Origin of the sequence: Arthrobacter sp. M2012083 (assembly GCF_000281065.1) — a bacterium.
Lineage (GTDB): Bacteria > Actinomycetota > Actinomycetes > Actinomycetales > Micrococcaceae > Arthrobacter.
The window spans coordinates 1-11,677 of the sequence record NZ_AKKK01000030.1 but is presented as its reverse complement, the minus strand read 5'-3'; the positions used below and the strand labels follow the sequence as shown (position 1 = coordinate 11,677).

Annotated in this window: 12 protein-coding genes; 5 read left to right on the top strand and 7 right to left on the bottom strand. The window is 61.9% G+C overall.

The window, feature by feature from the left end; translation table 11 throughout:
* Window positions 1–89: 89 nt before the first annotated feature.
* Entirely contained in the window at window positions 90–1,175 is a 1,086-nt protein-coding gene (locus A477_RS0114435) for a fatty acid desaturase family protein (protein WP_026005641.1), read from the top strand.
* 79 nt (window positions 1,176–1,254) lie between these two features.
* Here A477_RS0114435 and A477_RS0114430 read toward each other — a convergent pair whose 3' ends face one another.
* Together A477_RS0114430 and A477_RS0114425 are read right to left on the bottom strand one after the other, a co-directional pair.
* The gene (locus A477_RS0114430) at window positions 1,255–1,815 is read right to left on the bottom strand and encodes a Clp protease N-terminal domain-containing protein (RefSeq protein WP_017199673.1); all 561 of its coding nucleotides are present in this window, start codon (window positions 1,813–1,815) and stop codon (window positions 1,255–1,257) included.
* 154 nt (window positions 1,816–1,969) lie between these two features.
* A complete protein-coding gene (locus A477_RS0114425) occupies window positions 1,970–2,920 on the bottom strand; it encodes a 5'-3' exonuclease H3TH domain-containing protein (protein WP_017199672.1) in 951 nt (316 codons plus the stop codon).
* A gap of 166 nt (window positions 2,921–3,086) precedes the next feature.
* Here A477_RS0114425 and A477_RS0114420 point away from each other — a divergent pair, with 166 nt between their 5' ends.
* From A477_RS0114420 to A477_RS0114410, 3 genes are all read left to right on the top strand, one after another.
* Window positions 3,087–5,021, top strand: a complete 1,935-nt coding sequence (locus A477_RS0114420; RefSeq protein ID WP_017199671.1) for an FAD-binding monooxygenase — start codon at window positions 3,087–3,089, stop codon at window positions 5,019–5,021.
* Window positions 5,022–5,158: 137 nt separating this feature from the next.
* On the top strand, window positions 5,159–6,430 hold the full coding sequence (locus A477_RS0114415; protein ID WP_192812013.1) for an MFS transporter: 1,272 nt from the start codon (window positions 5,159–5,161) through the stop codon (window positions 6,428–6,430).
* A gap of 182 nt (window positions 6,431–6,612) precedes the next feature.
* Entirely contained in the window at window positions 6,613–6,873 is a 261-nt protein-coding gene (locus A477_RS0114410) for a hypothetical protein (protein ID WP_017199669.1), read from the top strand.
* A gap of 1 nt (window position 6,874) precedes the next feature.
* Here A477_RS0114410 and A477_RS0114405 read toward each other — a convergent pair whose 3' ends face one another.
* Both A477_RS0114405 and A477_RS0114400 read right to left on the bottom strand, forming a co-directional pair.
* Window positions 6,875–7,228, bottom strand: a complete 354-nt coding sequence (locus tag A477_RS0114405; protein ID WP_017199668.1) for a TraR/DksA family transcriptional regulator — start codon at window positions 7,226–7,228, stop codon at window positions 6,875–6,877.
* 6 nt (window positions 7,229–7,234) lie between these two features.
* Entirely contained in the window at window positions 7,235–7,717 is a 483-nt protein-coding gene (locus A477_RS0114400; RefSeq protein WP_017199667.1) for a pyridoxamine 5'-phosphate oxidase family protein, read from the bottom strand.
* A gap of 224 nt (window positions 7,718–7,941) precedes the next feature.
* Here A477_RS0114400 and A477_RS0114395 point away from each other — a divergent pair, with 224 nt between their 5' ends.
* Window positions 7,942–8,382: a hypothetical protein gene (locus A477_RS0114395; protein ID WP_017199666.1), complete on the top strand. Its 441-nt coding sequence runs from the start codon at window positions 7,942–7,944 to the stop codon at window positions 8,380–8,382.
* A 17-nt stretch (window positions 8,383–8,399) separates the two neighbouring features.
* Here the strand turns inward: A477_RS0114395 and A477_RS0114390 are convergent, their stop codons facing one another.
* The 3 genes from A477_RS0114390 to A477_RS0114380 all read right to left on the bottom strand — a co-directional run.
* The gene (locus A477_RS0114390) at window positions 8,400–9,020 is read right to left on the bottom strand and encodes a dihydrofolate reductase family protein (RefSeq protein ID WP_017199665.1); all 621 of its coding nucleotides are present in this window, start codon (window positions 9,018–9,020) and stop codon (window positions 8,400–8,402) included.
* Between the two features lie 83 nt (window positions 9,021–9,103).
* A complete protein-coding gene (locus tag A477_RS0114385) occupies window positions 9,104–9,499 on the bottom strand; it encodes a hypothetical protein (protein WP_017199664.1) in 396 nt (131 codons plus the stop codon).
* A gap of 53 nt (window positions 9,500–9,552) precedes the next feature.
* The coding region (locus A477_RS0114380; RefSeq protein WP_017199663.1) for an iron ABC transporter permease at window positions 9,553–11,677 on the bottom strand (2,125 nt) is incomplete at its 5' end.

Sequence of the window (11,677 nt, the reverse complement as noted above, 5' to 3'; positions counted from 1 at the left end):
TCCTGGCTCTTTATTGCGCCCCCGGCGTACTCTGAAGGGACGGTGGGAAACGATTCTGTTGAGTCCGCCGGTAAGTGGTTCGAGGCATCATGGCACCGGAACGTTCGTCCGATGGAATTCACCCGGACCGGGGTGCCGCCCGGACGGTGCATACTTACTCCACACTGCTGAAGTCCGTGCGCAATGCCGGATTGCTGAAGCGCCGCAGAGGGTTTTACATCACGGTCTTTGTGATCCTGATGGTGGCCTGGGCGGGGACTTGGGGCGGGTTCCTTTTACTGCGGGACACGTGGTTCCAGCTACTTATAGCGGCGGGAATGGGCGTGGTCCTCACCCAGTTCGCCTTCCTGGCCCATGAAGCCGCGCATCGGCAGGTGTTCAAGTCCAAGGGCATGAATGAGTGGTCCGCGCGGCTCGTTGGTACGGGACTGGTGGGTATCAGCTATTCAATGTGGGCGCAGAAGCACACCCGCCACCACAACTTTCCCAATGTCATCGACAAGGACCCTGACATCCATACCGGCGCAATCGCGTTTCACCCTGAAGCGGCAAGCTCGCGCCGGGGCGTGATGGTTCATGTCACAAGGAAGCAAGGCTGGTTGTTGTTTCCCTTATTGTTCTTCCTGGGTATCAGCCTGCACATTGATTCCCTGAAGTATCTGCTGCACCAGAGACAAGTGGATCACCGCTGGGTGGAGATCCCTGTCATCATGCTTCGACTCCTCGTGGTTCCGTTCCTGGTTTTCTCATTCCTGCCGTTAGGTATGGCGTTCGCTTTCCTCGGAGTGCAGCTGGGCGTTTTCGGTTTCTATATGGGTGCGTCTTTTGCTCCTAACCACAAGGGCATGCCGGTACTGCCCAGCTCATCCAGAACAGACTTCCTCAACCGTCAGGTGCTCACTGCCCGAAACATCTCCGGCGGCCGGTTCATGGACACGCTGATGGGCGGGCTAAACCGGCAGATTGAACACCATCTCTTCCCGGACATGCCTCGCCCCTACCTGCACCGCGCCTCCGGCATCGTGAAGGAGTGCTGCGGCGAACTGGGCATTCCTTATACCGAAACCAGTTTGGTGGCGTCTTACATTGCGGTTGTGAAGTACTTGGATGACGTCGGACTCTTCGCGGGTGAACCTTTCGAGTGCCCGGTCATGGACCAGTTCCGGCCGCGATAAGGGCTTCCCGGGGCGCCGCATAAGGATCCCCCGGATACGTCCGGGGGATCCCTATGCGGACGGCTTTCGCGCAGTGGTCTTAGCGCCCGCCTCCTCCGATGACCCCGGCTTCAACAGCTTTGGTCACGGCATCAGCTTCGGCTTGTGTGAGCTTGCCATCCGTGACGGCCTTGTCCAGCTTGGCCTTCAGGGCGGCGGAACGTTCCGCTTGGCCCGCGGCTCGGATTTCTTCCAGCGCAGCGGTGACCTTGGCTTCGTCGACGCCCAAGGCTTCCGCGAGCGACTTTGCCAGAGCAGCGTCCTGCGCCGTACGGTCCGGCTTCGTTCCTTCGGCGGGCGGCGTAGAGGGTTTGTTTGCCTCACGGAACGCCTTCAAGGCTTCGGTGACCTTGGCCTCGTCGACACCGAGCTTGGTGGCCAATTCAGCTGCTATTTGTCCCCGTTCGTGTCCGTGTCCGCCAGGCTTTCCGCCACGATCTGACGGGGTAATTGCATCCCCGGACGACGTGGAGCCAGGGGTCGACGTAGCGCTCGGCGACGGTGTGGTGGCCGCCGTCGCGATGCTGGTTGCACCAAGTCCTGCGCCTAGTGCCAGAGCTCCGGCTGCCATGCTCAAGGTGATTCTCTTGATTTTCGACATATGCCTCTCCTCAATGAGCCGTTAGTACGGCTGGTGTGTGAGGGACGGTCGGTGTTTCCGTCCTCTTAACACGATGAGAGACCCACCCCAGCCCTCGCTGTTTCGAACCTGTCATTGGGCTGTGAAAGTGAACCGGTTTCTGAGATGCGCGTCCTCAGCGGCCGCGGTCCAGCGCGTCCAGCAACCTCTTAACCGATCCACCCAGATTCCAGTCATGGGCCAGTTGCTCAAGTTCAGTGCGAGCCTCTCCTGTGACGGGGCGCAGTTCAGCGCCTGCTTCTTCCAGCGTCGGCACCTTCAAGTCGCGCACGACATTCACGACGGCGGGCGCCACCTTGAGATAGTCAGCCGCCGCCGACAGCTTGGCCCGGACGGAGGCCGACAACCCGCCGTCGGGGGCTTCCGCCGCCTCAAGAAGCCCTCCCAATGAACCGTAGGTGCCAAGCAACGATGCCGCAGTCTTTTCGCCGATGCCGGCGACTCCGGGCAGCCCGTCGGAGGCATCGCCCCGGAGTGTTGCGTAGTCGGCGTATTGCTGGGGAAGGACACGGTACTTGCCCACCACAACGACGTCGGTGAGGACTTCCAGGTTCTTCATGCCGCGGGCCGTGTAAATGACGCGGATCCCACGGTCGTCATCCACGAGCTGGAAGAGGTCGCGGTCACCAGTTACCACGTCCGTGGGAAAGGTCGCTTGGCTCGCATAGGTCCCGATGACGTCATCAGCCTCATGCTCGTCAACTCCCACCACAGCGATCCCGGCGAGGTCCAACACTCGGCGGATCATGGGAATCTGCGCCTCAAGTGGGTCCGGGACAACCTCTACGTCCGGGCCATTCGGAACGATCTCTGCGACCCTGTGCGACTTATAGCTGGGAATCAGGTCAACACGCCATTGCGGGCGCCAATCGTTGTCCCAGCAGGCCACCAAATGCGTCGCGTCGTAGTCGGTGGTGAGGCGGGCGATCATATCCATCAGTCCCCGCACCGCGTTCACAGGCGTTCCGTCGGCCCGACGAATGGAATCGGGCACACCGTAGAAGGCGCGGAAATACAAGGAGGCAGTGTCCAAAAGCATAAGTCTCGGCATACCTGATCCTGACATGCCCTTGGTTCAATCCGCCGGAGGCTACACAAGGTTCCGTCATAAGACTCTTCAGGGACTTGAACACCACTGTGAGCTGCATTACGATTGCATGAGCGATAATTGAACACTGTGTTCTATTATCGAACAACTTATAAAATAGCCCACAAAGAAGTGAGGAAAGCCCGTGCAGTTCCACCACCACGGTTACGTATCCGGTGACCCCCGAGTCGAACCGGCCGCTGGCGTCGGAATCAACCGCCCGGCCGAGCTTCCCGACGAAGTGGATGTCCTCATCGTGGGCACTGGCCCCGCGGGTATGTTGACCGCGGCACAGCTTTCCCAGTTCCCGGACGTCACCACACGCATCATTGAGCGCCGCCCCGGGCGTTTGGCCATAGGCCAGGCCGATGGCATCCAGGCCCGCAGCGTCGAGACTTTCCAAGCCTTTGGATTTGCGGAGCGCATCACGGCCGAGGCGTACCGGATTACCGAGATGGCGTTTTGGAAGCCGGATCCGGCCGATCATTCGCGAATCGTCCGGGCCGCACGCGCCGTGGATGATCCCGCTGGGATCAGTGAGTTCCCACACCTGATCGTTAATCAGGCCCGGGTCCTGGACTACTTCGCAGAATTCATGGCCAACTCCCCCACACGCATGACACCGGACTACGGCTACGAGTTCCACAGCCTCAACGTCACAGGCGAGGGCGACTACCCGGTGGAGGTGACCCTTGGCCACACATCCGGGCCCAACGAAGGCCGGGAACGGGTTATCCGTGCCAAATATGTGGTGGGCGCAGACGGAGCGCGCAGCAAGGTCCGTGAGTCCATCGGATGTCACCTCGCCGGCGACCAAGCCAACCACGCTTGGGGCGTCATGGACGTCCTTGCCGTCACCGACTTCCCTGACATCCGCACCAAGTGCGCCATCCAGTCCGGCGCCGGTGGCAGTATCCTGCTGATCCCCCGCGAAGGCGGCCACCTGTTCCGCATGTACGTGGACCTGGGCGAGGTTAACCCCAATGACAAAGGCGCCGTGCGCAAAACCACCATCGAACAGATCATCCAGAAAGCCAACGACATCCTTCACCCCTACACGCTGGACGTGCGCAACGTGGCCTGGCACAGCGTGTACGAGGTAGGCCACCGGCTCACGGACAGGTTCGACGACGTTCTGCCGGAGGAGCGCGGCAAGCGCACCCCGCGGGTTTTCATCACCGGCGACGCCTGCCACACCCACAGCGCCAAAGCCGGGCAGGGAATGAACGTCTCCATGCAGGACGGCTTCAACATCGGCTGGAAACTCGGCCACGTCCTCGAGGGCCGCAGCCCTGAGTCCCTGCTGGACACCTACTCGGCCGAACGGCAGGTAGTGGCGAAGAACCTCATCGACTTCGACAAGCAGTGGTCCACGCTGATGGCCAAGAAGCCCGAAGAGTTCGAAGACCCCGCAGAACTGGAGACTTTCTACACCAGCACTGCCGAGTTCCCCGCCGGCTTCATGACCCAATACACCCCATCCCTGGTCATCGCCGAAGCGCAGCACCAGGACCTCGCCACCGGCTTCCCTGTGGGCAAGCGCTTCAAGTCCGCCCCGGTCCAGCGGGTCTGCGACACCAACCCCATGCACCTCGGCCACCACGCCAAAGCGGACGGCCGCTGGCGCATCTATGTCTTCGCTGACGCGGCGCAGGCTGGATCCCAGGGACCTGTGGCGGACTTCGCCGAGTGGATCGCGAACTCGCCGGACTCGCCGCTGGCCGCGACGCCGTCGGACGCTGACCGCGATGCCTGGTTCGACGTGAAGGTGATCTACCAGCAGGACCACACGAACATTGATATCAATGCGGTACCGGCGGCGTTCAAACCAACCGTTGGGCCGTTCAAGCTCACCTACCTTGAGAAGGTCTTCGGAGCAGACCCCAACAACGACATCTTCGAGCTCCGCGGCCTCAGTCGCGATGGCGTGGTTGTAGTGGTCCGCCCGGACCAATACGTCGCCACTGTGCTGCCGCTGACAGCGACGGCTGAACTCGGCGACTTCTTTGCGCCGCTGCTGTCAGCGGGACGTACTGAAGTCACGGCGAAGAAGCCGGGCCTGGTGAGCAACCAGGCATAGAACGCTGGACGGTACCCCCAGGACGTACCACGGCTCATGAGCCGTAGGTCGCCATCCTCCGGGCTCTGGTGGATAACGGGCAACGGGACGAGAATTAGCTGGTGGCCCCTCCTCGCACCGGCGAGGGCGGCGACACCATGAATGACGCCGCCCGAAAGATCCAACGCGTTTATCTGACATTGACGCTGGGCAATACCGTTGCGGCCTCCTTCATCTGGGGAATCAATACCCTGTTCCTGCTGGATGCCGGTTTAAGTAACCTGGAGGCGTTTGCCGCCAACGCCTTCTTCACCGTGGGCATGGTGCTGTTTGAGGTCCCTACGGGAGTGATCGCCGACGGATGGGGCCGGCGGGCGTCATTCCTGCTGGGAACGGTGACGCTGGCCGTGTCCACTTATCTGTACTTCGTGATGTGGCAGATCTCCGCGCCGTTCTGGATGTGGGCTGTGGTCTCGGTTCTCCTGGGCCTCGGCTTTACGTTCTTCTCCGGTGCTGTTGAAGCATGGCTCGTGGATGCCCTGCGTTTCTCGGGCTACGAAGGCGGGCTGGAATCTGTGCTTGGCCGAGGCCAGATGGTGCAGGGTGTTGCGATGCTCGTGGGCTCAGTAGCAGGAGGGGTGATTGCCCAGGCCACCAATCTTGGCGTGCCCTTCCTCCTTCGGGTGCTGGTTCTGCTGGCCATGTTTGCTGTGGCCTTTGGACTCATGCACGACGTCGGCTTCACGCCTGAGCGTTCGACACATCCCCTCCGCGCGACCAAGGCCGTGCTGTCCGCGTCGATCGAGAACGGCTTGAAAAACCCGCCAGTGCGGTACGTCATGCTGGCCGCCCCCTTCAGCGCCGGCGTCGGGATTTACGTCTTCTACGCACTGCAGCCGTACCTGCTTGACCTCTTTGGCGATCCCAGGGCCTACTCGATCGCGGGCTTGGCCGCCGCGATCGTTGCGGGTTCGCAGATCCTGGGGGGCTGGCTCGCGCCGCACGCCCGGCGGCTGTTCCACAAGCGGACCTCCGTGCTCATCGTTGGAGCGGCGGTGGGTGGCGTCATCCTACTGGTCCTCGGATTCACCCGTATCTTCTGGGTGGCGTTGATATTGCTCGCACTCTGGGCGGTGGTCGGTTCTGCCGCCACACCCGTCCGGCAGGCCTATGTCAACGACATGATCCCTTCGAAGCAGCGCGCCACGGTCCTGAGCTTCGATTCGCTGATGGGTTCCAGCGGCGGAGTAGTCATCCAGCCCGTCCTGGGCCGGGGAGCCGACCTCTACGGCTATCCGGCATCCCTGGCTATGGCAGGATTCATCGAGCTCATCGCGCTGCCGTTCCTGCTGGCCAGCCGGAAGCAGGGCGCAGCAGCCGATCGGGCCAGCACAACTGAAACGTCCCCGGACACGGAATCCTTGCCATGAGTAAGGTGTTCGGGGGCGTGGCAGCCAGCTCGGACGGATACATCGCCTCAGCGAGCGGAGACCTGTCATGGCAAGGGCGGCGGGCGGCCATCACCAGGGTTCCTGCGCCGAGCCGGCCGTGTCACCGTGTTTCGGCCACTGCTGGGAGACTGTAGGTATCAATCGTCGAAAGGGCGGACTTCTTGATTTCCCTGCAGCAGGACGCGCAAGGCTTTATCCGAATGAACAGGCACTTCCCGGGAAGCGTGTCGGTGAGCGTGGTTTTCGCCGACGGAACCTCGGAAGTCTTCACCGGGCGGCGGCTCAACGAAATCTATGACGAAGCGCTGGCAGCCTACCGCGCCGGCAATCATCTGGACGCCAAAGGATTCAACCGGGGCCCCAGGAAGAAGGTCCAGCAGGGCATTGAGTTCGTGCCGGTTTCGCCGGGAATGTCCAGCTGACTCAGCTTCTTCCTGAAGCATGGTTGACGCAGAACGGCGTCCACGGCCTGGCCTCCAGCCTGCCTTCGGGAATGGCCACGCCGCAAACCGCACATCGTCCGTAGGTGCCCGCCGCTATCCTCGCCAATGCCTCGTCGATCTGTTCCAAACCAACCCGGCTCTGGCCCATAAGGGCGGATGCTTGGGAGAGCTCGAAGGCTATGGTGCTGCCCTCGGGATCGTGTTCGTCGTCCACATTGGAGTCTTGCCGGGCGAGGCTCACCGAGCTGATGTCGTTTCGCAGCGCCTTGAGCAGTTCGAGTTTGCGACCCCGCTCCTCCTCTAAAAGGACCCGGAACCGCTCGGCGTCAACCATGGTGGTTCATAGTTCCACTGTGCCGCTTTCGCCCACGCTGAAGCGGGAGTGGGTGACCTTGGACTTGACCCATTGAAGTACCGTTGCGGCCGTTCCGCCCGGGCTCGTCCAATACTCTGCCGAGTCGGAATCTACGTGGATCAGGCAAACTTCCGGGGTGTCCGGACCGTCAGGGAACCACGCCTCTACAACCTGGTTCCACATCTCGTGGATCTTCTGCCGGTCCGTGACCACGTGGGCAGTCCCGGCTACAGACACCCACTCGGTGTTCTTGCCGAAGGAAACATTGACTCGCGGATCCTGTCTCACATGGGCAACCTGTGAGGTCCCCAGTCCCGTAAAGAACCACATGTCGCCGTCGTCCTTGACTTCCTGGACAGCCAGCGGCCGGCTGACCAGCGCACCTTCTTCATTGACGGTGGTCAGCATTCCGATCTTGGAATCGTTGATGATGTCCGTGACTTTACTGATGGGTTGCTCTTCAGTCATGCGGGCCTCACTTCTCATCGCGTCCGGGGGCTTTCCCCACAACCACCCTATTAGTAAGGCTACTGATTTGCTAGGCGCCCAAGGAATGCCGGCGCCAAACAAGAGGACCGCTATTCGGGGAATCATGCTGCGGCTTCATCCGTTCTGTTTGATAGTGACATGCCGACGGCGGTCAGGCCTGCCCATTCGGGCCAGGCAAAACGACGGGAAGTTTGGGGACTACCATGACGTTGAATGAAACCATTGCCCGCCTTCGGGCCGCGCATCTTATGGTCCGCGATGCCCGGGAATGGGATGCTCTTTCCGCCGCTCTCTCGGACGCCTACAACAGCCGCGACGACGACCTGATTGAGCAACTGCACCAGCCCTTTATCCAGTCCTGGCGAACGGTCACCCACTATGTCCTGAGGGACACTTTCGATACAGCGGGCATCTCAGTGAGCGACCCAAGCCATCCTTGGGGAATTGCCACCTTGACCGCCAAGGGCATCAGCCGCGAGCCACTTCTCTGCCACGTGGACCTGGCAGTCGAGAAGGGTTCGGCAGCCGACGCCGTCGATGGACCAAAGTTGCTTACTTTCGCCGAAGCCATGACCCATTACGCTGATTGCCTCGCTCCACTCTTCGACTACGTCAGTGAAGATCAAGCACTGAACGTTAGGTAGGGTACCCGCTGATGAATTCACTCCCGCCTGGCTGGTGGCGGGCCCTCGATGACAGTGGGTATGTACTCCAGTAGCTGCGAGCGGCCATCGAATGTCCGGCTGTCCACCAATTCCAGGGCGACATCCGGGTAGCCGTCATAAATTCGCTCACTACCGGTCTTCCCGGTGATTACGGGAAAGATCACCAAGCGATACCTGTCCACCAGACCGGCCGTCAGCAGGGAACGGCAAAGACTCAAGCTGCCCAGAGTGCTCAACGTGCCGGTTCGGGTCCGCTTGAGTTCCCGGACGGCTTCCACAGCGTCACCCGAAATGAGTTCCGAGTTGGGCCACGCCAAGGGCTCCTTCAGAGTGGAAGAGAAGATAATCTTTGGCATGGCAGCCAGTCCACTCAGGCTGGCGCCCTCTTCCTCTGAGAACCCTGAACTGTCTTCGGATGCTTCCTCCGACATGCTGGACATCACCCGGTACGTCTTCGCGCCCATCAGAGTGGTGAAGTCTTTTTTTCCTTCTTCAGCCAACCAGGCCAGGTACTCCGGACCTTCCAATCCCCACCAACCAGGCCAACCGTCGGCAGAAGCATAGCCGTCCAGGGAAATGATCAGGTCCACCATCAGGGTTGCGGTCGTCTCACTCATAGCAGTCTCCTAGGTTTACGGTGCGCGATGACCGTGCGCGGAAATGCTAGCCCTGGAGCAATCAGACGTTCAAGGGGTTCGCGCTAGAGGAGGAGAAGGACGAACCCGCCGAGGGTGCTCAGTATCCCAACACCAGTGAGGATCCAGCCGAGAATCAGAACAGTGTTGTCGTGGCGCGGCGGATGCAGCGAGCATCGGGACGGGTGGCAGAGGTCGTAGTGGACAAGCACAGCGCCTGAATCAACGCTCCCGTCACGGGCAGGGATGTCAAGCAGGACCTTTTGTTCCTCGTTCGACCGATCTACCCAGCGCACCCCCAGAAATCCGCCTGCGGCAAACTGTTCTCCCTCGGCGGTGGTCCAAACGCATCGGCGCTTGGCAATGACCCACGCCCACAAAAGCAGCGGCACGCCGGGGACAAACCCCACCCACGTCATCATTTCCAGGATGGGGCCAAGGACATCCAGGGAACCGGCCATGAGTCGATCCTATGTGTAGAAGCCGCTCGTCGGCGGACGACATATCGGACAGGTTACACAGTGCGGTCCACCCGTGAACGCCAGAGCAGATAGACAAAGTAGGGGGCGCCGACCAGCGCCGTCATGATTCCGGCAGGTATCTGGGCCGGCGCTATGAGCGTGCGGCCCATGACATCGGCGAGCACCACGGTGCACGCGCCGATCAATGCGGCAACGGGCAGGACCCTTGAGTGTCGTGCGCCTACAAGCGTGCGGGCGGCGTGCGGCGCCACAAGTCCCACGAAGGCGATCACGCCCACCGAAGAGACCGCACCGGCGGTTAAAAGCACAGCCACCGTAAGAAGGAGCACCCGGGATCCGGATAGCCCAATACCCAGCACGCGCGGAGAATCGTCGTCCACGGCAATCAGGTCGAGATCGCGCCTCATACCCGCCAGTACAGGCAGTGCAAGCACCAAGGCCAGCAGCGGTGGCAGGACGGAGGCAAAGTTGCGTCCATAGGTAGAGCCTGACAGCCAGGTAAGGGCCTTGGTCTGGTTGAACGGGTCTGTCGTCACCAGAAGGACGGTGATAGCGGCCGCCAGCCCGGCGGAGATGCCGATGCCGATCAGCACCAGCTTGTTCTGTTGAAGCCCGCCGCGGAAGGCCAATCCGAAGACCAGCAGGGCAGAAAGGGCCGCTCCCCCAAGCGCGGAACCGGTGACCACCCACGAGCCCGCCGTCGGGACAGTGGTGATGACGATGATTGCCGCGAGGCCACCACCGCCGGAAACGCCCAGAATGCCGGGTTCGGCCAGGGAATTGCGGGATACCGCTTGGATAAGTGCACCTGCGAGGGCAAGGGCCGCTCCTGCGAGGACCGCCGCCAGGACACGAGGCAAACGGGTACCAAGGACGGCGCTGACACGGTTTCCCGACTGTCCAGTGATCCAATTCATGAGATCCCCGAGCAGGAGCTTCGCGTCTCCCAGTAGCGCACCCGCCACCAGCAAGCCAGTGAGCAGGACAATGAGCCCGATCAATACAGTGAGGAAGAACCTGCGCGTGCGAAGCCTTGCCAGGGCATCACCTGCAACACTCAACCCGGCATCGGACATCCGCATGGCCAGGATCACCAGGAAAACGGCACCGAAAACCGTAGTGACCGCGCCGGTGGGGACTTCAACGCCGGCTTGGGCACCGAAAAGACCACGGACAAGGACATCCGCTCCGATGACCACCACTGCACCGGCCAGGCCGGAGATGGGCAGCAGCGCCCTATGCCGGCCAAGGCCGCGAAGACGTGACGCCAGAAGACGAACGATTGCAGGAGCACAGAGTCCAACAAATCCGATCGGGCCGGCGATCGTCACCGCCGCTGCTGACAGGACAACGGCAAGCACGACGGCGCCCACCCGGGCCAGGCGGGGGTCCGCACCCGCCAGCCTGGAGGCGTCGTCACCCAACCCGAGCAGGTCCATCCGACGAGCGAGAAGGAAGAGTGCGGTGATAGCCACGAGAACGATGGGTGTGAACTGGATCAGCTCGTCGGTGCTGGACTGGGCGAGACTTCCCTGGCCCCATGCATACAGACCCGTTGTTTCCTGGCTAAACAAAAGAAGAAGCGCGCTGGTGGCCGAATGCAGGCCCAACGCCAACGCCGTGCCGGCGAGCACCAAGCGGATGGGGCCTCCGTTGCCATTGGCACCACCGCCTGACAGCGCCAGAACAAGCACCGCCGCTGCGAGGCCGCCGAGGAAGGCGATGCCACCGGACAGGAGTGCCGGAAGCGTCAGGCCGAATGCAGCCACCGCCACGATCGCGAAATGCGCGCCGGCGTTCACAGCCAGCGTGTCAGGGGAAGCAAGGACGTTGCGGGTGGCCGACTGCAAAGCTGCGCCGGCCACCCCCAACGCCACGCCGACCAACAAGCCGGCCAACAGTCGCGGTACCCGCGAGGCAACCAACACTGCGGTTTCCTGGTCCGTTGCGTCTCCGGTGAGCAGCCCCAGCAACTGGAAAGGGCCGACGTCGGCCGTTCCTTGCGTGAGGTGGATCATCGAAAACAGAGCCAGGATGACAACCCCGGCGCCAGCCACCAGGACCGGTCCGGAGCGCGGGCGGACATCTCGTCCAGTCGGCGCTGCAGGTGCGGGAGCACCCGCCACGGCCGTGGTAACGGTCATGGCGGGGCGCTTC